At 70.5% G+C, this 19,722-nt stretch carries 18 protein-coding genes; 5 read left to right on the plus strand and 13 right to left on the minus strand.

Features of this window, described 5'->3' with window-relative positions:
* Window positions 1–44: 44 nt before the first annotated feature.
* Window positions 45–1,304 carry an NAD(P)/FAD-dependent oxidoreductase gene (locus AAHM41_RS14275; protein WP_342237218.1) on the plus strand — a complete coding sequence of 420 codons (1,260 nt, stop codon included), beginning with the start codon at window positions 45–47 and terminating at the stop codon, window positions 1,302–1,304.
* 124 nt (window positions 1,305–1,428) lie between these two features.
* On the opposite strand, the gene AAHM41_RS14280 is transcribed toward AAHM41_RS14275, so the two are convergent.
* Complete coding sequence (locus AAHM41_RS14280) at window positions 1,429–2,013, minus strand: DUF308 domain-containing protein (RefSeq protein ID WP_342237219.1); 585 nt, start codon at window positions 2,011–2,013, stop codon at window positions 1,429–1,431.
* A 160-nt stretch (window positions 2,014–2,173) separates the two neighbouring features.
* A complete protein-coding gene (locus AAHM41_RS14285) occupies window positions 2,174–2,752 on the minus strand; it encodes a TetR/AcrR family transcriptional regulator (protein ID WP_342237220.1) in 579 nt (192 codons plus the stop codon).
* Window positions 2,753–2,888: 136 nt separating this feature from the next.
* On the opposite strand from AAHM41_RS14285, the gene AAHM41_RS14290 reads away from it, so the two are divergent.
* Window positions 2,889–3,839: an arginase family protein gene (locus tag AAHM41_RS14290; RefSeq protein WP_342237221.1), complete on the plus strand. Its 951-nt coding sequence runs from the start codon at window positions 2,889–2,891 to the stop codon at window positions 3,837–3,839.
* A gap of 13 nt (window positions 3,840–3,852) precedes the next feature.
* The gene (locus AAHM41_RS14295; protein ID WP_342237222.1) at window positions 3,853–4,449 is read left to right on the plus strand and encodes a cation diffusion facilitator family transporter; all 597 of its coding nucleotides are present in this window, start codon (window positions 3,853–3,855) and stop codon (window positions 4,447–4,449) included.
* Between the two features lie 114 nt (window positions 4,450–4,563).
* Here the strand turns inward: AAHM41_RS14295 and AAHM41_RS14300 are convergent, their stop codons facing one another.
* The 3 genes from AAHM41_RS14300 to AAHM41_RS14310 all read right to left on the minus strand — a co-directional run bounded on the left by AAHM41_RS14300 (window position 4,564) and on the right by AAHM41_RS14310 (window position 8,697).
* Window positions 4,564–6,069 carry an aminoacyl--tRNA ligase-related protein gene (locus AAHM41_RS14300; protein ID WP_342237223.1) on the minus strand — a complete coding sequence of 502 codons (1,506 nt, stop codon included), beginning with the start codon at window positions 6,067–6,069 and terminating at the stop codon, window positions 4,564–4,566.
* A gap of 346 nt (window positions 6,070–6,415) precedes the next feature.
* On the minus strand, window positions 6,416–7,243 hold the full coding sequence (locus AAHM41_RS14305; protein ID WP_342237224.1) for a universal stress protein: 828 nt from the start codon (window positions 7,241–7,243) through the stop codon (window positions 6,416–6,418).
* Window positions 7,244–7,344: 101 nt separating this feature from the next.
* Window positions 7,345–8,697: an ABC1 kinase family protein gene (locus AAHM41_RS14310; RefSeq protein ID WP_342237225.1), complete on the minus strand. Its 1,353-nt coding sequence runs from the start codon at window positions 8,695–8,697 to the stop codon at window positions 7,345–7,347.
* Window positions 8,698–8,976: 279 nt separating this feature from the next.
* Here AAHM41_RS14310 and AAHM41_RS14315 point away from each other — a divergent pair, with 279 nt between their 5' ends.
* Window positions 8,977–12,465, plus strand: coding sequence for an indolepyruvate ferredoxin oxidoreductase family protein (locus AAHM41_RS14315; protein ID WP_342237226.1), 3,489 nt, complete (start codon window positions 8,977–8,979; stop codon window positions 12,463–12,465).
* A gap of 24 nt (window positions 12,466–12,489) precedes the next feature.
* On the opposite strand, the gene AAHM41_RS14320 is transcribed toward AAHM41_RS14315, so the two are convergent.
* The 4 genes from AAHM41_RS14320 to AAHM41_RS14335 all read right to left on the minus strand — a co-directional run bounded on the left by AAHM41_RS14320 (window position 12,490) and on the right by AAHM41_RS14335 (window position 15,090).
* Window positions 12,490–12,900 (minus strand): PIN domain-containing protein, encoded by a 411-nt coding sequence (locus AAHM41_RS14320; RefSeq protein ID WP_342237227.1) that lies wholly within the window; start codon window positions 12,898–12,900, stop codon window positions 12,490–12,492.
* 2 nt (window positions 12,901–12,902) lie between these two features.
* Window positions 12,903–13,139 carry a hypothetical protein gene (locus AAHM41_RS14325; RefSeq protein WP_342237228.1) on the minus strand — a complete coding sequence of 79 codons (237 nt, stop codon included), beginning with the start codon at window positions 13,137–13,139 and terminating at the stop codon, window positions 12,903–12,905.
* Window positions 13,140–13,196: 57 nt separating this feature from the next.
* Complete coding sequence (locus AAHM41_RS14330) at window positions 13,197–14,360, minus strand: helix-turn-helix transcriptional regulator (RefSeq protein WP_342237229.1); 1,164 nt, start codon at window positions 14,358–14,360, stop codon at window positions 13,197–13,199.
* A gap of 154 nt (window positions 14,361–14,514) precedes the next feature.
* Complete coding sequence (locus AAHM41_RS14335; RefSeq protein WP_342237230.1) at window positions 14,515–15,090, minus strand: manganese efflux pump MntP; 576 nt, start codon at window positions 15,088–15,090, stop codon at window positions 14,515–14,517.
* A gap of 127 nt (window positions 15,091–15,217) precedes the next feature.
* On the opposite strand from AAHM41_RS14335, the gene AAHM41_RS14340 reads away from it, so the two are divergent.
* Window positions 15,218–15,580 (plus strand): arginase family protein, encoded by a 363-nt coding sequence (locus AAHM41_RS14340; protein ID WP_342237231.1) that lies wholly within the window; start codon window positions 15,218–15,220, stop codon window positions 15,578–15,580.
* A gap of 134 nt (window positions 15,581–15,714) precedes the next feature.
* Here AAHM41_RS14340 and AAHM41_RS14345 read toward each other — a convergent pair whose 3' ends face one another.
* From AAHM41_RS14345 to AAHM41_RS14360, 4 genes are all read right to left on the minus strand, one after another.
* Window positions 15,715–16,431, minus strand: coding sequence for a helix-turn-helix transcriptional regulator (locus tag AAHM41_RS14345; protein WP_342237232.1), 717 nt, complete (start codon window positions 16,429–16,431; stop codon window positions 15,715–15,717).
* A 35-nt stretch (window positions 16,432–16,466) separates the two neighbouring features.
* Window positions 16,467–16,775 carry a hypothetical protein gene (locus tag AAHM41_RS14350; protein WP_342237233.1) on the minus strand — a complete coding sequence of 103 codons (309 nt, stop codon included), beginning with the start codon at window positions 16,773–16,775 and terminating at the stop codon, window positions 16,467–16,469.
* 96 nt (window positions 16,776–16,871) lie between these two features.
* Entirely contained in the window at window positions 16,872–18,920 is a 2,049-nt protein-coding gene (locus tag AAHM41_RS14355) for a DUF4139 domain-containing protein (RefSeq protein WP_342237234.1), read from the minus strand.
* Window positions 18,921–19,038: 118 nt separating this feature from the next.
* Window positions 19,039–19,518 carry a hypothetical protein gene (locus AAHM41_RS14360; protein ID WP_342237235.1) on the minus strand — a complete coding sequence of 160 codons (480 nt, stop codon included), beginning with the start codon at window positions 19,516–19,518 and terminating at the stop codon, window positions 19,039–19,041.
* Window positions 19,519–19,722 lie beyond the last annotated feature (204 nt).

Consider the following 19,722-nt stretch of genomic DNA (forward strand, 5'->3'; position numbering starts at 1 on the left):
CGCAATATCGGACGGTGAGACAAGTCTCACGGCGAGGGATCATCATGGCCGAAGCGCGTCACCGCGTGGTCGTCATCGGCGCCGGCTTCGGCGGGCTGCAGGCCGTGCTCCGTCTCAAGGGCGCGCCGGTCGACATCACCCTGATCGACCGTCGCAACCACCATTTGTTCCAGCCGCTTCTGTACCAGGTCGCCACCGCGTCGCTGGCGCCATCGGAGATCGCCTGGCCGGTCCGCCACCTGGTGGCGCGGCGGCCGGAGGTGCGGACCATCCTGGGCGAGGTCACCGGCGTCGACATGGCCGGCCGGCAGGTGCAGCTGGGCGACGAGCGGGTGCCCTACGACACGCTGCTGGTCGCGACCGGCGCCCGCCACGCCTATTTCGGCCATGACGACTGGGAGCCTTTCGCCCCCGGGCTGAAGGACATCGACGACGCCACCGCCATCCGCCGCCGCATCCTGATGGCCTTCGAGCGGGCGGAGACCGAGACCGACCCGGCGGTGCGCCGGGCGCTGCTGACCTTCGTCATCGTCGGCGGCGGGCCGACCGGGGTGGAGATCGCCGGCACCATCGCCGAGCTGGCGCACCACACCATGGTCAAGGATTTCCGTGCGCTCAATCCGAAGGAGGCGCGGATCCTGCTGGTCGAGGCCGGGCCGCGGGTGCTGCCGGCCTTCCCGGAGGACCTGTCGGCCTATGCCAAGGCGGCGCTGGAGGGGCTGGGGGCGGAGATCCTCACCGGCCGTGCCGTGACCGCCTGCGACGCCGAGGGCGTGGCGCTGGCGACGGAGCGGATCCCGGCGAAGACCATCATCTGGGCCGCCGGCGTGCAGGCTTCGCCGGCCGCGATCTGGCTGGGGGCCGAAGCCGACCGCGCCGGCCGGGTGATGGTCGCGCCCGACCTGACACTGCCCGGCCATCCCGAGATCTTCGTGGTCGGCGACACCGCCCGGCTCGACGCCTGGAACGGCCAGCCGCTGCCCGGCATCGCTCCGGCCGCCAAGCAGCAGGGCCAGCATGTCGCCGACACCATCCGGGCCCGGCTGGAGGGCAAGGCGGAGGCGCGGTCGTTCCGCTACAAGCATGCCGGCAGCCTGGCCACCATCGGCAAGCGCGCCGCGGTGATCGATTTCGGCTGGATCAAGCTGCGCGGCTGGCTGGCGTGGTGGATCTGGGGCTTTGCCCACATCTACTTCCTGATCGGGCTGCGCAACCGCCTGACCGTGGCGCTGAGCTGGCTGTGGATCTACACCACCGGCCAGCGCAGCGCCCGGCTGATCACCGGCCGCGGGCGGGACGAGTAGGCGCTCCGTGCCCGGTCAGGCGTTTCGGGCCTCCACGCAATGCCCTTCTCGCCCTGGTCGCGCTTCACAGGCGGCCTGCCACCGCCCGGATGCGGCCCGAAGCGGAGGAGCGGGTCATCCCCTGTCAGCTCGCCCTCGCTTTTCCCGTGCGGCGCAACGCGCTGACCGACAGCCATGCCGCCGATGCCAGGAAGTAGATCGCGCCCACGGCAGCATAGCCGGCGAGAGCGGTGATCGACGGCGGCGTCGGCATCCGCGCCTGCACGATGAAGACCACGCCGGCCAGCGCCGATTGGCCGCCGCTCAGGATCATCGCCCACTGCGCGCCATAGCTCGTCCACCGGCGAACCGCGGTGCCGAGCTGCAACAATCCGGAGAGTATGGCCCAGACGCCGAACACCCCGAGCACCGCGTTCATGCTCGTCTGCAGAGTCACAGCGACGGCGACGGCGGTGATCAGACTTACGGCGACGTTGATGCTTTGCGTGCGGTTCCGGCCGAGCCCGCCGCTTCGCGACGCATCGGCGTAGTTCGCCAGGGCATCCCATGCAGGATAGGCGATCAGCAAAACCGCTGCGATCGCCGATGCGCGCTGCCCGAGAGTGAACGCCGCGGCCACCCATAGGGCGGAAAACGCCGCTCGAGCGAAGTAGTAGAACCTCAACCATCGTTCCTGAGCACTGGTGAGATCCATAGGTTGGTCGGTCATCGAACGTCCTTTCGACTACGGGCGGACCTCGAGGGCGCTTCCTCGAAGTCGACAATTTATCTACCGACTAGTCGGTAGTCTCGATGCGCGGTTTACTGCATCGGTTTCGGTGCGGCGCGCCGCTGGGCGCCGATGGCGGGCAGCAGCCCGCCTGGGAGGATCAGCTGGACAGCCGGTCGAGCAGAGGAGCCGTGATGACGGCAAACATCGTCGGGTCGCCATAGGCCCGGGCTGACACCATCGCTCCGTGGACGGTCGCCATGAAAGCCTCCGCCTCCACGCGGGGCGCGCTCGCGAGTTGGAGGCGACCCTGCCGCATCCCGCGTTCGAGCACCGAAGTCAGCCACGCCGACAAGAAGCGGAAATGCGCCTTGACCTCAACCGCCACCGCTTCCGGCAGCATGGGAAGTTCGGTCGCGAGAAGGGCGCAGACACAGAATGACAGGCTCGCATCCGTGATGCACGTCTCCCAAAATCCCAAATAGGCTCGGAGTTGCTCTGCCGGATCGGTGACATGGCTTTCGATCTGTGCAAGTCCCGCCTCGGCGTCTTCGCGGTAGCGAGAGACGAGCGTGCGGACCAGATCGGCCTTGCTCGGGAAGTGATGATGGATGCTTGGCTTGCGAATGCCGACCACTTCGGCAATGTCGGCATAGCTGAAGCCGTTGTAGCCCCCGGCGACGATCAGAGATCGCGCACAGGCCAGGATATCGTCGGCAGTGGAAGGAGGGCTGCTCATAAAGATTTTCTACCTTCTAGTAGGTAGCAAGTCAAGTTGCGATGCGCCGCTCGAAGGGGCGGTTGGCGTGCACGAGGAACTGGCCGAGACGGGTCCCGCGTTCCCGGCCATACTCCGATCCGGATGGGAGGGAATCATGGGATATCCGATCGAGGGCATCGCCGGCACGGCGCTGATCCGGGCGCCGTCCAATCTCGGGCTCCGGCCGCTGCGGCCGGGGCATGAGCCCGGCACCTGGCGGGCGCCGGAGGTGCTGACCGAAGCCGGGCTGGCGGCGCGGCTGGCGCCGACGCGGACGGTCGATCTGGACCGGCCGCGCTACAGCACCGACCCGCAGCCCGGCACCGTGCTGCGCAACGGCCCGGCGATCCGCCGCTTCAACCAGCAGGTCGCCGATGCCGTGGACTCGGCGCTGCGCGATCGGCTGTTCCCGGTGGTGGTCGGCGGCGACTGCTCGATCCTGATCGGCGCCCTGGCCGGGGCGCGGCGGCATTCGGATCTGGCGCTGGTCCATCTCGACGGCCACAGCGATTTCCGCCACCCCGGCAACTACGAGGACTTCCCGCTGCATTCGGCCGCCGGCATGGACCTGGCGCTGGCGATCGGCCTGGGCGACCCGCTGATGCTGCGCTGGGACGGCGCGCCGGACCCGCTGGTGCCGGCCGAGCGGGCGATCCAGATCGGCGAGCGCGAGGGCCGCGACCCGGACTGGGGCTGGGAGGACATCGCCGACACCGCGATCACCCGGATCGACATGTTCGAGCTCTTGGAGATCGGGCCGGAGCAGGGGCTGCGCCGCAGCTTCGCGGTGCTGGACCGGACGCCCACAATCCCGTTCTGGGTGCATCTCGACGTCGACATCCTCGACCAGGCGGTGATGCCGGCGGTGGATTCGCCCGGCAGCCCGGGGCTGGATTTCGACGGGCTGGCGGAACTGCTGCGCGGCTTCCTGGCCTCGCCGCGCTGCCTCGGCCTCGACGTCACCATCTACGACCCCGACCTGGACCCGGACGGGGACTACGCCCGGGGCCTGGTCGAGATGCTGGCCGACGGGCTGGCGCCGTTGACAGCCTCCCGCCGTCGCTGAGGAGCCTGGCCAGATGGACATGTCGGTGCCCGACCAGGGCCTGCGGCGGGCCGTTCGCGCGGTTGCTCTCCTCAATCTCGGCTATTTCGGTGTCGAGTTCGCGGTTGCGCTCGCCATCGGCTCCGTATCGCTCTTCGCCGACAGCGTCGATTTCCTCGAAGACGCGTCGATCAATCTCCTGATCCTCGCGGCGCTCGGATGGACGGCGCGCCGTCGTGCCAGGGTCGGGATGGCGCTGGCCGGGATCATCCTCGTTCCCGGCCTGGCGACGCTGTGGACCGCCTGGGACAAATTCGCAGCCCCGACGCCGCCGGAGCCGCTGGCGCTGTCGCTGACCGGCCTGGGCGCGCTCGCGGTCAATCTCTGCTGCGCCCTGATGCTCGCCCGCTTCCGGGGGCGCAGCGGCAGCCTCACCAAGGCCGCCTTCCTCTCGGCGCGCAACGACGCCCTGGCCAATGTCGCGATCGTCGCCGCCGGCCTGCTCACGGCGTATACGCTGTCGGCCTGGCCCGACCTGATCGTCGGCCTCGGTATCGCGGCCATGAATGCCGACGCGGCGAGGGAAGTCTGGCAGGCCGCCCGCGAGGAGCACCGCGCGGCGGCCGGCTGAGTGCGTCCGGCGCCGGGTGATTTCTGCGTAGGTTGGGTTCGCCATGGCGAACCCAACCGGGTTCAGGCTGCGCGATATTGGGTTCGCGTGCCGCGAACCCAACGAAGCTGCCGGTCAGTAGGCGCGGGCCAGGATCGCCCGGTCGGGCGTCCCGGCGGCGGTGCCGGGGGCGCCGTCCTCGGCCGGGACCAGGCAGCGGACCGTGACGCCGATCTCGGCCAGCGCGGCCTCCTCCGCCTCCGACCCGCTCCAGGGCACGCGCACGAAGCCGGCCCCGCTGCGGTAGCCGTCGGCGCCGCCATCGCCGAGCAGGGCGCGGGCCTCGTCCAGGGTCGATGCGTCGCGCAGGCGGGCGTCGCGATAGGTGCGGGCCTCGGCGAGGAGGGCGGTCTGGATCGCGGAGAGCTGGCCGGGCAGGGCGGCGATGAACGCGTCCAGCCCGGTCTCCGCCTTGCCGTCCTGCAGCCGGTCGCGGCGCCAGGTGGTGATCCGGCCGGCGGCGAGGTCGCGGGCGCCCAGCTCCACGATCACCGGCACGCCCTTGCGCACCCAGTCCCAGCGCTTGGCGGAACCGCTGCCGGGGCGCCGGTCGATCGTGACGCGCACCGCCTCGCCCCGCCAGGATTCTCGTCGGAGCCGTCCGGCAATCTCGTCGCAGCGGGCCAGGACGGCGGCATCCTCGGGCGTGCCGCGCAGCACGGGCAGGATCGCGACCTGGTCGGGCGCCACCGCGGGCGGCAGGCGCAGCCCGTCATCGTCGCTGTGGGTCATGATCAGCGCGCCGATCAGCCGGGTCGAGGCGCCCCAGGAGGTGGTGTAGGGCAGCTTGACGGTGCCGTCCGCATCGGTGAAGCGGATGCCGGCGGCCCGGGCGAAGTTCTGCCCCAGGAAGTGGGAGGTGCCGGATTGCAGGGCGCGGCCGTCCTGCATCATCGCCTCGATGCACAGGGTGATGACCGCGCCGGGGAACTTCTCCCGCGTCGTCTTGCGGCCGGCGATCACGGGCAGCGCCAGGGCGTCCTCGGCCACCTCGCGGTAGATGCCCAGCATGCGCTCGGTCTCCTCGACCGCCTCGGCCTCGGTGGCGTGGGCGGTGTGTCCCTCCTGCCAGAGGAACTCGGAGGTCCGCAGGAAGATGCGGGGCCGCTTCTCCCAGCGCACCACATTGGCCCATTGGTTGATCAGCACGGGCAGGTCGCGGTGCGACTGGATCCAGCGCGAGAACGCCTCGCCGACGATCGTCTCCGAGGTCGGGCGCACGACCAGGGGCTCCTCGAGGGGCGCGTCGACCTGCAGCCGGCCGCCGACATTGGCCAGGCGGTGATGCGTCACCATCGCCACCTCGGCGGCGAAGCCTTCGACATGCTCGGCCTCCGCCTGCAGGTACTGCAGGGGAATGAACAGGGGGAAGTAGCAGTTGCGGTGGCCGGTCTCCTTGAAGCGGCGGTCGAGGATCGCCTGGATCCGCTCCCAGATGCCGTAGCCCCAGGGCTTGATCGTCATGCAGCCGCGCACGGGGGCGGGCTCGGCCAGATCGGCGGCGCGCACGACGGCCTGGTACCAGCCGGCATAGTCGTCCGCGCGCGTGGGGGTGACGGCGGTGGTCTTGCTCTGTGTCATCGGAGGTGTTCCTGGCGTGGGGAGATGCCTGGCGTGCAGGCAGGAACGGACGGTCCGGACGCAACGACGCACGGGACCGCGGCGCGGACCGGGCCCGGGAGCGTTGCGTGAGGCTGGGAAGCCTTGGCTTGGACGGTCCGGACGCGGTCAGCGCGCCGGGAACGGTCGCCCGATGGTGGGAACGAGGGCAGGCACGACCCATCCGCCGCCGCAGGCGGTGGAGTTGGCGTCGTGCTGGGTGCCGGCGATGGTCACCGGAAATCCTCGTCCGTGGCTGCCGTCATCGCTGACGGCAGCCCGAGACTAGCGGAAGCGCCCGGACGCGGAAAGCCCCGCGTCGGCAGGGTCAATGCGCCATCAGCACCGGGCGGTCGGCGTGGAACAGCATGTGCTCGGTGACGCCGCCCAGGATCATCTCGCGGAACCGGCTGTGGCTGTAGCCGCCCATGACGATCAACCCGGCATTGGCGCGCTGGGCCGCGGCCAGGATGGCGGCGTCGACCCCCTGCTTCGGGTCGTCCTCGGCGATCCGGTTCGCCGGCGCGCCGTGGCGGCTGAGATAGCGCACCAGCTCGGCCGCGGTGCACCGGTCCTCGCCCTCGTCGCGGGTATAGACGCTGACGGTGGTCGCCGCCTCCAGGAAGGGCAGGGCGGCGGCGACGCTGCGCGACGCCTCCTTGCCGCCGTCCCAGGCGACCAGGATGCGCTCGGCGAAATCCTCCGATACCGCGCCGGGAACGATCAGCACCGCGCGGCCGGTCTCGAACAGCGCCGCCTCCAGCACCGCCCGGCTGGCGTTCGGGTCCTGGCCCGGGCCGGGCGTCACGATCAGGTCGGCGACGGTGCCGCGATGGCCGATCGCCGCGGTCTCGCCGCCGGTCTCCTCGCGGAACTCGACCTCGGGCCCGGCGCCCGTCTCGGCCTTGGCGGCCTCGAACACGGCGCGGTTGCGGGCGGCGACCTCGTTCGAGGCCCTCTCGGCGCCCTCCAGCAGCATGCTGGTGGCGACCGCCATCTCGGCCCCGGTATAGGCCAGGACCCGCTGCGGGTCGGGGCGGAGCGACAGCACCTCGACCGAGGCGTCGAAGCGCCGGCCGACGCGCAGGGCGGCATCGAGCGCGGCGCGGTCGCCGGCATGGCCGCTGAGGGGGACGAGCAGGTGCTGGATGGTCATGCAGCCTCCGGGGCTTTCAAGTCCATGGGCATTGTCCTCCCATGGAAACCGCCGATCCAGCGTTTCAGTGCCCCGCATGGCTGCGTCCCGCTTGGGCTCGGTCAGGCGCTGGCCACCGGCGGCGTCAGGCCGTGCTTCTTCAGGATCGCGGCCTGCCGCTTGGCCAGGATGGCCTGGTCGAAATCGGCGATCAGCTCGTTGAACAGGCTGTGCCAGTTCACCCGGGCCTTGAGGTGGATGAAGACCGAGCCTAGGCCGAGCGCCGCCCGGTCCATGAACACGAATTCGCGCGGCACCTCGACCCCGCCGACCCGGCGCAGCTCCCTATGCACCTGCTCGGCGGTCTCGCGGCCGTAGACGCCGTTCTTGGCCTCGCCGATCAGCCGCACCTTGTTCTCCAGGATCGGGCCGTACAGGAAGCCGGCCCAGACGTTCAGCACGTCGGCCAGCTCGTTGGTGATGTTCTTGAAGCCCCAGGTCCGGTAGGCCTCGACCGCCCGGTCGCGGTCGTTGGTCTCCAGCGCCCGGTACAGCTCGATCACGGCGCCGACGAAGCTGGGCGGGAACACCCGGACGCAGCCGAAATCGAGCAGGTTGATCGAATCGTCCGGCCGCACCGTGTAGTTGCCGAGATGCGGGTCGCCATGGATCACGCCGTAATAGTAGAGCGGCACATACCAGGCCCGGAACATGTTGAGCGCCAGCTGCGCCCGCTGCTCCTCGCTGCCCTGGACGAAGGTCAGGATCCCCTCGCCGTCCTGCCAGGTGGTGGTCAGGAGGCGCCTGGTCGACAGCTCCGGCACCACCTCCGGCACATGCACGTTCGGCTCCTTCGCCAGCATCTCGGCATAGAGCTGCGAGTGCCGGGCCTCGAGCGCGTAGTCCAGCTCCTCGCGCAGCCGCTCCGAGATCTCGGCGTGGATCTGCTTGGTCGAGACGGTCTTGTCGTAGCGCTCGAAGATGCCGAGGATCAGCTTCAGCTGCTTCAGGTCGGCCTCGACCGCCGACTGCATGTCCGGATACTGCAGCTTGCAGGCCAGGCGCCGACCGTCGAGCCCGACCGCCCGGTGCACCTGGCCGAGCGAGGCCGCGGCCGCCGCCTCGTGCTCGAAGCTCTGGAACCGGCCCTGCCAGGCCTGGCCCAGCTCGCTCGCCATCCGGCGCTTGACGAAGGGCCAGCCCATCGACGGGGCGTTGGCCTGCAGGTGCTGCAGCTCCTGCGCATATTCCTTCGGCACCGCCTCCGGGATGGTGGACAGCATCTGCGCCACCTTCATCAGCGGGCCCTTCAGCCCGCCCAGCGCCGCCCGCAGCTCGTTGGCATGCGCCTCGCGGTCGACCTTGAGGCCGAGATAGCGCTCGCCCGCCACCCGGGCGGCGAGGCCGCCCATGGCGCCGGAGACGCGGGCGTAGCGGCGCAGGCGGCCACCAAAACTGTTCTCTTCGTCGGCCATGATCCAACCGGAGGTCGCGCGACCGGGCCCGGCCGCCCGACCTATCTAGGGACACAAGGCCGATCCGTCACCCCCGGCGGTGTCGCACGCGCCCTTTCGGGTTCGTTTCCGTCGCGTTTTCGGCAAAGCCGGACATCTTGGATCAAGGACAGCAATACTGTCGGGTTTCCGTTGCTTTCTTGCCGGAGAGGCCCTGGTGCGATTGTCCCCGGGGCGAAAGAAGATTACCTATTGAGGGGTGGCCGCGGCGACAGACCGGCGGTCTTTCGGGAGGCATCGATGACGGCAACGGCGCTTGCTTCCGTGAGCCTCGAGGACAAGTACACCCTCGACTCCGGCCGCATCTATCTCACCGGCATCCAGGCGCTGGTCCGCCTGCCCCTGATGCAGCGCCGGCGCGACGAAGCCGCCGGGCTGAACACCGCCTGCTTCATCTCCGGCTATCGCGGCTCGCCGCTCGGCGGCTACGACCAGGCGCTGTGGGCGGCGCGCAAATTCCTGCAGAAGCAGAACATCGAGTTCCAGCCTGGGCTGAACGAGGATCTCGGCGCCACCGCGGTCTGGGGCAGCCAGCAGGTCGGCCTTTGGCCCGGCGCCAAGCATGACGGCGTCTTCGGCATCTGGTACGGCAAGGGCCCGGGCGTCGACCGCACCGGCGACGTGTTCAAGCACGCCAACTTCGCCGGCACCTCGAAATTCGGCGGCGTCCTGGCCCTGGCCGGCGACGACCATGCCTGCAAATCCTCGACCGTGCCGCACCAGTCCGAGCACGCCTTCATCGCCCATATGATGCCGGTTCTGAACCCGACGAATGTCCAGGAGATCCTGGATTACGGCCTCTATGGCTGGGCGATGAGCCGCTATTCCGGCCTGTGGGTCGGCTTCAAGACCATCGCCGAGAACGTCGACAGCTCGGCCTCGGTGCATGTCGACCCGAACCGGGTCCAGATCGTGCTGCCCGAGGATTTCGCGATGCCGCCCGGCGGGCTGAACATCCGCTGGCCCGACCCGCCGCTGGTGCAGGAGGAGCGGCTGATGCGCGACAAGCTGTATGCCGCGCTCGCCTTCGCCCGCGCCAACAAGCTCGACCACCTGGTCTATGACAGCGGCCGGCACCGCTTCGGCATCGTCACCACCGGCAAATCCTATCTCGACGTCCGCCAGGCGCTGGACGACCTCGGCATCGACCGGGCGCTGGCGGCGCAGCTGGGCATCTGCATCTACAAGGTCGGCATGCCCTGGCCGCTGGAGCCGACCGGGGTGCGCGCCTTCGCCGAAGGCCTCGACGAGCTGATCGTGGTCGAGGAGAAGCGCGCGCTGATCGAGAACCAGCTGAAGGAGCAGCTGTACAACTGGCAGGCCGACAAGCGGCCGGTGATCGTCGGCAAGTTCGACGAGAAGCGCGACTGGATCCTGCCCTCGACCGGCGAGCTGACCCCGGCCCAGATCGCGGTCGCCATCGGCAAGCGCCTGCTGAAGTACCTGGACCATCCCGGCCTGGCCGAGCGGGTGCGCTACCTGGAGGAGCGCGAGGGCCAGAAGAAGATCGTCAAGGCGGCGGTCGACCGGGTGCCGTTTTTCTGCTCCGGCTGCCCGCACAACACCTCGACCCGGGTGCCCGAGGGCAGCCGCGCCATGGCCGGCATCGGCTGCCACTACATGGCGACCTGGATGCCCGACCGCAAAGCCGAGACCTTCAGCCAGATGGGCGGCGAGGGCGCGGCCTGGATCGGCCAGGCGCCGTTCACCGACACCAGGCACGTCTTCGTCAATCTCGGCGACGGCACCTATTTCCACTCCGGCAGCCTGGCCATCCGCGCGGCGCTGGCCGCGGGCGTCAACGCCACCTACAAGATCCTGTTCAACGACGCCGTGGCGATGACCGGCGGCCAACCGGTCGACGGCACCCTCACCGTGCCGATGATCGCGGCCCAGTTGAAGGCCGAGGGCGTCCAGACCCTGGTCGTGGTCACCGACCGGCCGGAGATCTATGGCGAGCGGGGGACGCAGAGCAAGCTGCTGCCGGCGGGCGTGCCGGTCGAGCACCGCGACGAGCTCGACCACGTCCAGCAGCGGCTGCGCGACACGCCCGGCGTCTCGGTGATGATCTACGACCAGACCTGCGCCGCCGAGAAGCGTCGCCGCCGCAAGCGCGGCCTGATGGAGGACCCGGCCCGCCGGGTGTTCATCAACGAGGCGGTGTGCGAGGGCTGCGGCGACTGCTCGAAGGTCTCGAACTGCCTGTCGGTGGTGCCGGTGGAGACCGAGTTCGGCCGCAAGCGCGCGATCGACCAGTCGAGCTGCAACAAGGACTATTCCTGCGTCAACGGCTTCTGCCCGTCCTTCGTCTCGGTGCTGGGCGGCAAGCTGCGCAAGCCGAAGCCGGCCGCGGAGGGCAGCCTGTTCCCGGCGCTGCCCGAACCGACGCTGCCGTCGCTGGACCAGCCCTACGGCATCATGATCACCGGCATCGGCGGCACCGGCGTGATCACCATCGGCGCGCTCCTGGGCATGGCCTCGCATCTCGAGGGCAAGGGCGTCTCGGTGCTCGACCAGGCCGGCCTGGCCCAGAAGGGCGGCGCCGTGGTCAGCCATGTCCGCATCGCCCGCGATCCGGCCGACATCCACGCCGTGCGCATCGCTGCCGGCGGCGCCAGGCTGATGCTGGGCTGCGACCTGGTCGTCGCCGCCTCGGGCGAGGCGCAGTCGAAGATCCATCCCGGCCTGACCCGGCAGGTGGTGAACAGCCACGAGACCATCACCGGCGCCTTCACCCGCAACCCGGACTTCGTCGTCCCCGGCAAGTCGATGCTGGAGGCGGTGGCGAAGAACGGCGGCGACCCGGCGCTGCTGGACGCGGTCGACGCCACCCGCCTGGCCACCGCGCTGCTCGGCGACAGCATCGCCACCAACCTGTTCATGCTCGGCTATGCCTGGCAGAAGGGGCTGGTGCCGGTGTCGCACGAGGCGCTGGAGCGGGCGATCGAGCTGAACGGCACCGCGGTTGCCATGAACAAGGCCGCCTTCCTGTGGGGCCGCCGCGCCGCCCACGACCTCGCCACGGTCGAGCGGCTGGCGACGCCGCCGCAGGAGGAGGGGCACCGGCTGTCGCGCACCCTGGACGAGACGATCGCCCGCCGGGTCGAGCAGCTGACGGCCTATCAGGACGCCGCCTATGCCGCGCGGTTCAGCACGCTGGTCGGCAAGGTGCGCGCCGCGGAAGCGAAGCTGGGCCGCGAGGACCTGACCGAGGCGGTGGCCCGCAACTACTACAAGCTGCTGGCCTACAAGGACGAGTACGAGGTCGCCCGGCTGTACACCGACGGCACCTTCCTGAAGCAGCTCGAGGCCCAGTTCGAGGGCGACTACAAGCTGCAGTTCCACCTGGCGCCGCCGTCCTTCTCCGAGAAGGACCCGGAGACCGGCCATCTGAAGAAGCGCACCTTCGGCCCCTGGATGCTGCGGGCCTTCGGCCTGCTGGCGCGGATGAAGCGGCTGCGCGGCACCGCCCTCGACCCGTTCGGCCGGACCGCTGAGCGCAAGGCCGAGCGGCAGCTGATCACCGATTACGAGGCGGTGGTGGAGGAGCTGCTGGCCCGGCTGGGGCCGGACACCCACGCCGTCTGCGTCGCCATCGCCCGGGTGCCGGAGCAGATCCGCGGCTATGGCCACATCAAGGACGAGGCCCTGGACAAGGCCAAGGCGCGTGAGGCCGAGCTGCTGGCCACCCTGCGCACCCCGGCCGCGCCGAAGCTGGCGGCGGAGTAGGGGCGGTGCCTCAGGCGGGGGACGTCACCGGAACGGATTGATGATGGTCACGCCGTCGATGGTGCGGCCGTGTGACATGTCTTCGGAATGGAGCTCACGGCAGCCGGCGGCGCGGGCTGCGGCGACAATGGCGCTGTCCCAGAATGAGAACTGGTGAAGCGCCTTGATCTCCAGCGCCGCTTTCAGGATCGCGACGGTGTTCTCCTGGATCTGGAAGCGCAGCCAGGTGCGGATCAGGCCCACCGCGATGTCGTGGGGAAGGGGGTCGGGTCGTGACGCCCTGGTCGCCTGCACGTAGAATTCCTGCAGCACCTGCACGGAAAGAACGCAGTCATCGCGGTCCAGCAGCGCCAGAGCCCGGTCGCGCTTCTTCATTTCCTCCGCTGCGCTGCTGACGGAATACAGCAGGATGTTGGTGTCGAGGAACGGACCCAATTTCAGGCGCCGCGTCCGTGGATGTCGTCGCGTGACAGGCGGTCGGACGCACGGAATGAGCGTATCGAGGCCCGCAACTTGGCCTCCTCACGCTTCAATCGTTCGGTTTCGCTTTCCTCCTGGGCCAGCTCGTTCAGGAATTGCTTGACCAGGGCCGAGACGGAAGTGTCTCGCTCGGCGGCCTTCATGCGGGCGCGGCGATAGGTGTGATCGTCCACGGAAACTGTGATGTTTTTCATAGGGTCACAGTAGCCGCATTCCGCGCGGCAAACAACGGCGGCAAAGGAGGCGACCGCTCAGTCGGACGGCAGCGCCGGCGGTCGGCATTGCGCCAGCAGGCGGACCAGCTCCGCCTGCCGGCTGGTGCCGGTCTTGTCGAAGATGCGCGACAGATGGGTGCGGGCGGTGTTGCCCGAGATCGAGAGGCGGTCGGCCGCCGCCTGGATGCCGTCGCCGCGGCTGATCTCGGCGGCGAGCGCCGATTCCGCCGCGGTCAGGCCGAACATCTCGCGCAGCAGGGCCCGGGCAGGGGCGACGGCGGCATTCGGATCGGTGATGAGGACCGCGGCCCATGCCGCCTGCCCGGGATGGATCCTGGCATGGGCGCCGGACAGCGGGACCACGGTCAACAGCAGCGGGTGCGCCCCGGACGATCGCGACACCCGGACATAGGCACCGGCCGCCGCGGCGCGCTCCACGGCATCGATGCTGCCGGCGGGCAGGCCGGCCGCGACGGCGGCGGCGATCGCCCGATGCAGCCGCCGGGTCTCCTGGGGCAGTGCCGCCATGATTCCGGCCGGCCCCACGGACAGGCCATCGGCTCGGCCGATAAGGGCCTCCGCCCGGCGGTTGAGGTGAATCGGCCGTCCCGCGGCATCGGCCAGGATTACGCCGAGATCGAGCCGGTCCAGCACGGTCTCGATGGCCGCCGCATGCAGCTCCGCCCCGCCGGCACGCCGGCGCAGATCGAGCGCCTGCCGCAGATGGGGCAGGATCAGCTGCAGCGCCGATATGTCCTCCTCGGCGAAATTCTCGGCGCCGCGGGGACGCCCGATCGCGAAGAGGCCGCGATGCGTCGGCGTCTGGTCCAGCAGGCCCACCGCGGCATAGAAGTTGCCGATCGGCCGGACCACCTCGTTGTAGTAGAGCGATCGGCTGTAGTCCCGGTCCGCCTGGATGGTCGAGCTCCGCGTCGCGAGCCCCACGGGCAGGCCCCGGAGCCAGGGCGGCAGCACCCCGGCCTGGGCGGTGGCGGTGACGAGATCGAGATGCTCCGGATCCCAGGTCCCGTCCGTCAGCAACTGCGCCTGACCTCGCGTCTGGTCTTCGATCAGGACGCCGGCATAGCGCCCCTCGACGACCGCGGCGACGGCGTCGAGCGCGCCGGACCAGCCATCGGGAGACAAGGCGGAGGCGTAGATCTGCTGCACCGCGCTGAGAATTGCGTCCGCCCGCTCCATCCTGGCCTCGTCGGAGCCGCCGATTCAGTCGATGGGCCTGGAATGTACCAAATCCGGCACTTTGTCGGTAAGGCTGGCAGCGCTCTCCTGGCATGCGCCGAGCGCCCGGGATGGCCGGTCGAGGCGGCGATGGGCGGGAAATCCTGGGCTCCGCTCAGGCTCCGCCGAGGTGCTCCACCAGGATCCGGGCGCCGACCAGGATCAGGCCGAGGCCGCCCAGCACCTCGGCCAGCCGGCCGAGCCCGGCCCCGGCACCGCGGCCGAGCCCGAAGCCCAGGAGGCACATGGCGAAGGTGACCGCGCCGATGGTCAGGCTCGCGGTCCAGATGTCGATCCGGACGAAGGCGAGGCTGACCCCGACCGCGGTCGCGTCCAGGCTGGTGGCGATGCCGGCCATGGCCAGCGCGCCGAGGCTCGACCGCCGGTCCGGCGCCGAGACCCGCTCCGGCAGGATGCCGTGCCAGGCCATGCGGCCGCCGACCAGGCCGAGCAGGACGAAGGCCACCCAATGGTCGACTGCCGCCACGGACTCGGCGAAGGCGATGCCCAATGCCCAGCCGAGCAGCGGCATGACCAGCTCGAACCCACCCAGCACGACGCCGACCCGCACTGCCTCCACCGCCTGGGCGCGGACCGGGATGCGGCGGGCCGCGACGCCCTTGCCGATCGCGGCGGCGAAGGCGTCCATGGACAGGCTGAAGGCGAGGCCGAGGGTGGTGGCAAGGGGCACGATGGCATCCGGGTGACGGTCGATGCGCCCCGGATAGTCGTGCGAAGGCGATGGGTCAACGGCACAAGTCTTTGTTTCATAACGGATATTTCGGCTCCGCTATAGAGTGCTGCCGAGGCTGAACCCTGTGCTGTCGGCTCGGTCCGTCAGCCGTCGAACCGGCGGTCAGCCAGGCCAGGGCCAGCCGCACCGCCGGCAGGTCGAGCAGGCGTTGGCACTGGCGACCGACGGGGTGGACGCGCTCTATGTCTCGGTCGACATCGACTGCATCGACCAAAGCCAGGCGCCTGGCACCGCGGCGCCCAACCCGGGCGGGCTCGACGCGCGCGACGTGCAGGAGGCGCTGCACCGGATCGGCGGCCATCCGAAGACGTTGGGATTCGACCTGGTCGAGATCTCGCCGCCTTTCGACCATGACGACATCACCGGCCGCACCGGCGCCGCCCTGGTGCTCAACCTGCTGTTCGGGCTGGCCGGGCGGGCCGGCTGAGGCGCGGTCAGCGGAAGAGCAGCCAGATCAGGATCAGGAGCGGGATCGGTATCCCGAGCAGCCAGAGCAGGATGTAGCGCACGCGACGCCTCCGGTTCGTTCGGCCGTCGACGCCATGGTTCGGGCGACGGCCTCTAGGAACCGGAACGGGAGCTCGCCGCCTTCCGTTCCTCCGCCTCGCGCCACTCGCGCTCGCGGTTGAGGTAGTCCTCGAGGGTGCGGCCGGAGACCGGCTCGAACCGCTCCTCCAGCGTCTCCAGCGTGTCGATCCGGTCGAGGCGGAAGCTGCGGAAGTCCTGGCGCAGCTCGCACCAGGCGGTGGCGGTCCAGCGATTGCCCCAGAAGAACAGGCCGAGCGGATGCACGATCCGCTCGCTGGTCGCCTCCGGCGCGCTGTAGTGCAGCCGCAGCTTGTGCCGCTCGGCGATCGCCATGCGGATCGGCTCCATCAGCTCCAGCGGATAGGGGCGGCGGCCCGGCGCGTGGATCGGCACCTCGTCGAGCGAGGCGGCGCTGGCCTCCGGCAGCACGCCGGAGATCTTGCGCGCGGCGTTCCCGGCGGCGCGGGCCAGGGCCGGGTCGGTCCAGGCCGCGACCATGCGGGCGCCGAGGCTCAGCGCCAGCAGCTCCTCGGCGGTGAACTGCACCGGCGGCGGCTCGAAGCCGCGGCGCAGCCGGTAGCCGACCCCGGCCTCGCCGTCGATCGGCGCGCCGCTGGCCAGCAGGTCCGCCATGTCGCGATAGACCGTGCGCTCCGAGACCTCGAGCGCCTGCGACAGCTGCTGCGCCGTGACCAGGCTGCGGCCGCGCATCAACAGCAGGATCTGGATCAGGCGATCGGCTCGGCGCATCGGCGGGAGGCCCGCCGAAGGGGCAGGCGGCAAGGTCAGAGGGAACGGCTCCTGAAGTGATAGAGCCGAACGCCCGGCCCGTCGATGACCTGCATGAAGCGGTCGAAGCCGGGCAGGGCCGGCGCCGCTCCGGCCGCAGCCTCGGCGGAGGCCAGGTCGCGCCAGCGCACGATGTCGCCGAACAGGCCGTCGGCGCTGACCCCGAAGCTGCGGTCGATATAGCCGTCCAGCCCGGCGAGCGCCCGTCGGCTGCCCTCCGCCGCCTCGACCACGGTCTCGACCGCGGTCTCGACCGCGATGCCGGGCCGGGCCCGGAACAGCACCACCTCGGTGACGAAGGCCATCGCCGTCTCTCCATCCGTGAGGCCCGGGGACGGGCCTTCGATGATGGGAGAATACGACACCCCTCCTGACAGCATACTGTCAGGAGGGGTGGGCTCTCAGATGTTCAGCTTGCGCACCGACTGGCGGAAGGCGGCGCGGGCGGCATCGGCCGCCTTGCGCGCCTTGGCGAGGTCGGTGCCGACCTGCTCCAGCTCGCTCTCGCTGTCGTTCAGCTTGCCGAGATAGCGCTGGAACAGGTCGCTGTCCTTCGGCACGGCGCCGATGTTCTGGCGCAGCCGCGCCTGCTCCCGGGCGATCTCGCCCAGGCGCTGGTCCAGCCGCCCGGCCTCGGCCTCGTGGTCGCGGATCACCGCGAGCTGGCCGGCCAGCTCCGCCATCGCCTGGCGCACCTTGGCCGGCAGGGTGCGGTCCTCGGCCCAGGCGGCGATCTGGTCGTCGGCGTCGTCGGCCAGGTCGATGCTCTGGGACAGCGGCTGCTCCTGCGTCACCGTCACTTTCTCGGTCTTGCCGGCGGCCACCGGCTGGCGGATTCGGTACTGGCCGGCGACGATCTCGATTTTATTCTTCCCTGGGCCCTCGGCCGGCTCGGTCAGGGTCCAGCCCTCGTAGCGCGGCGTCTGCAGCAGTACCGTGCGGTCCTCGCCGGCGGCGCCGGTGACGGCATAGGTGACGCTGGCGCGCTGGGTGCTGGTCAGCTCCAGCACGCCGTCGACGATTCGGGCGCGGGCCAGGGTGCTGTCCTGCTTGTCCTCGCGGTCGACCGTCACCTTCTGGTCGACGGCGAAGCTGAGCAGCCGGGTCTCGCCGGCCGGCAGCGCGCCCAGCCGGGCGTCGCCGACATAGGACACGGCGCCGTCGCCGGCGCGCTCGTAGAGCGTCAGCACGCCGGGCGGCAGGCCGGTCTGGCCGTCATTCTTCAGGTCGACCGCGGCCAGCGGATGCTTCGGCTCGGTCTGCGGCAGGTACAGGTCGACCCGGCCGGCCAGGATCTCGCGGTCGATGATCGGCACCAGCAGGGAATGGCCGGCGGCGACGGTCACCGGCTCTGGCAGGCGGAAGGTGACCTGGGTGGCGGTCTCGCCCGATTCCGCCGCGGTGACCTTGGCGTATTGTTGGGGTTCGCTCGTCGCCTCTGCCGTCATGGCCGGTGCGGCCATCATCCGGTCCATCATCGCCATCGGCGCCGGCGGGGCGGCCCCCGCCGCGGCGCGGCCCAGCGCGTCCCCATCGGCGTCCCGGGCGCGCTCGTCGACCGGCGGCAGCACCCGGCCCGCCACCTCGACCGGCACCTCCGGCCGGGCGACGGTGTAGCTCTGGTACAGCGCCTGGCGGAAGGTGACCGGGTTGCCGGAGACGACGGTCAGGTCGACGCCCTGCCAATCGGTGCCGCTCATGTTCTCCAGCACCGCCCAGCCCTGCAGCGCTGCCGTCTCCGCCTTCGGGTCGGCGGCCAGGGTCAGGCGGTAGCTGGTCTTCCACAGCGGCGCCTCGACGACATAGCCGACGCGCAGCGTGCGCTCGCCGTCGCCGGTGGCGCGGATCGCCAGGGTGCGCCGGTCCTTGGCCGAATCGCGGGCCAGGGCGGCCAGCGCCGCATCCAGCTTGGCCTGCAGCGCCGGGTCGGCGAATTGCAGCCCGTCCGCCTCCTCCAGCAGGAACTGGCGCACCCCGCCCGTGGTCATCAGGCTGACGCGGTGGCGGGTGATCTGGGCGTCGTCCTTGTCCTTCGCCGTCTCGGGCACCACCGACAGGATGCGGCCGGAGACGCCGCGGGCGCCCTCGACCCGGACCTCGGCGCCGCGCAACGCGTTCAGGAGGTCGGCGGGGGAGGCCAGCGCCTCCGGCCCGAACGGCATCTCGCGGAAGGCGGCGGCCAGCGGCTCGCGCCCGGGCAGGCTGATCTCGCCGATGCCGCCCTTGTCGTCATAGACGACGATGCTCTTCATCACGTCGTCGACCTGGTCCAGCGGCACGGCGAGGTCCAGGGTCTCGTTGCCGGTGACCTTGGCCTCGTATTCGAAATAGCCGACGCCGCCGGTCGACAGCAGCACGCGCTTCAGCGCCAGCGGCTCGGCGGCGAAGGCCGGCATGGCCAGGAACGCCGCGGCCGCAGCGGCCGGCAAGGCGAGGCGGATCGGTGTCATGCGGGTCCCCCTTCAGGATCGGTCGCAGGACCCGACCTTGCGCGGCGATCATGGCGGCGCCGCGGCCGGGAAAGGCCGAGCGTGGCGGAAAAAAGTCCGCCACGCCGGGGCCGGACCGTCAGTCGAAGGGCCAGCCGCTGTCGTCGCTGTCGTTATAGCCGCGGCGGTTGCTGCGGTAGCCGCCGCCGGTGCAGTCGGCGGTGTCGGTGCCGTCGGTGCAGCGGTTGGTGCCGCCGTAGCGGCCTTCGTCGCACTGGCCGTTATAGGCGCGGCGGCAGCTGTTCGGGCCGTGGTCGCGGTCGCGGCTGGCATAGCCGCGGCAATCGGCGGTGTCGGTGCCGTCGTCGCAGCGGTTGCTGCCGCCGTAGCGGCCCTCGTCGCACTCGCCGTCATAGGCGCGGCGGCAGCTGTTGGCGCGGTCGTTGCGGTCGCCGCGGTAGCGGTTGTCGATCCGGGTGTAGCCGCCGTCGCTGTAGCCGCCGTCGCTGATATAGCCGTCGTTGTACGAGCCGCTGCCGTAATAGCCGTCCTGCGGGACGCAGGCGATGGCGCCGACGGCGGCGGCGGTCAGGGCAAGGGTACGCAGGAAGGTGGACAAGGGCGGTTCCTCGAAGTTGTCGGCGGCCGCGCCGGACGCCCGGCGATGCGGTGTGGGAATCAAGGCGCGACACCCCGTCCGGGTTCCGTTGTTTCAGGTGGAAGGATCGTGGACATCGGGCGGGGGCCTGAGGCATGGTCGGACGTTGCGTCGCCGCGGGGAAAAACTTGCGGATCCATCGCCGGGAACGCGAAGGGAGAACGA

It is taken from the genome of Inquilinus sp. OTU3971, assembly GCF_038440215.1.

Coding starts and splice junctions, on each gene's coding strand:
- AAHM41_RS14315 (WP_342237226.1), top strand. CDS start 8,977: ATGACGGCAACGGCGCTTGCTTCCGTGAGCCTCGAGGACAAGTACACC.
- AAHM41_RS14280 (WP_342237219.1), bottom strand. CDS start 2,013: ATGACCGACCAACCTATGGATCTCACCAGTGCTCAGGAACGATGGTTG.
- AAHM41_RS14350 (WP_342237233.1), bottom strand. CDS start 16,775: ATGGCCTTCGTCACCGAGGTGGTGCTGTTCCGGGCCCGGCCCGGCATC.
- AAHM41_RS14325 (WP_342237228.1), bottom strand. CDS start 13,139: ATGAAAAACATCACAGTTTCCGTGGACGATCACACCTATCGCCGCGCC.
- AAHM41_RS14285 (WP_342237220.1), bottom strand. CDS start 2,752: ATGAGCAGCCCTCCTTCCACTGCCGACGATATCCTGGCCTGTGCGCGA.
- AAHM41_RS14295 (WP_342237222.1), top strand. CDS start 3,853: ATGGACATGTCGGTGCCCGACCAGGGCCTGCGGCGGGCCGTTCGCGCG.
- AAHM41_RS14305 (WP_342237224.1), bottom strand. CDS start 7,243: ATGACCATCCAGCACCTGCTCGTCCCCCTCAGCGGCCATGCCGGCGAC.
- AAHM41_RS14300 (WP_342237223.1), bottom strand. CDS start 6,069: ATGACACAGAGCAAGACCACCGCCGTCACCCCCACGCGCGCGGACGAC.
- AAHM41_RS14310 (WP_342237225.1), bottom strand. CDS start 8,697: ATGGCCGACGAAGAGAACAGTTTTGGTGGCCGCCTGCGCCGCTACGCC.
- AAHM41_RS14330 (WP_342237229.1), bottom strand. CDS start 14,360: ATGGAGCGGGCGGACGCAATTCTCAGCGCGGTGCAGCAGATCTACGCC.
- AAHM41_RS14275 (WP_342237218.1), top strand. CDS start 45: ATGGCCGAAGCGCGTCACCGCGTGGTCGTCATCGGCGCCGGCTTCGGC.
- AAHM41_RS14345 (WP_342237232.1), bottom strand. CDS start 16,431: ATGCGCCGAGCCGATCGCCTGATCCAGATCCTGCTGTTGATGCGCGGC.
- AAHM41_RS14355 (WP_342237234.1), bottom strand. CDS start 18,920: ATGACACCGATCCGCCTCGCCTTGCCGGCCGCTGCGGCCGCGGCGTTC.
- AAHM41_RS14290 (WP_342237221.1), top strand. CDS start 2,889: ATGGGATATCCGATCGAGGGCATCGCCGGCACGGCGCTGATCCGGGCG.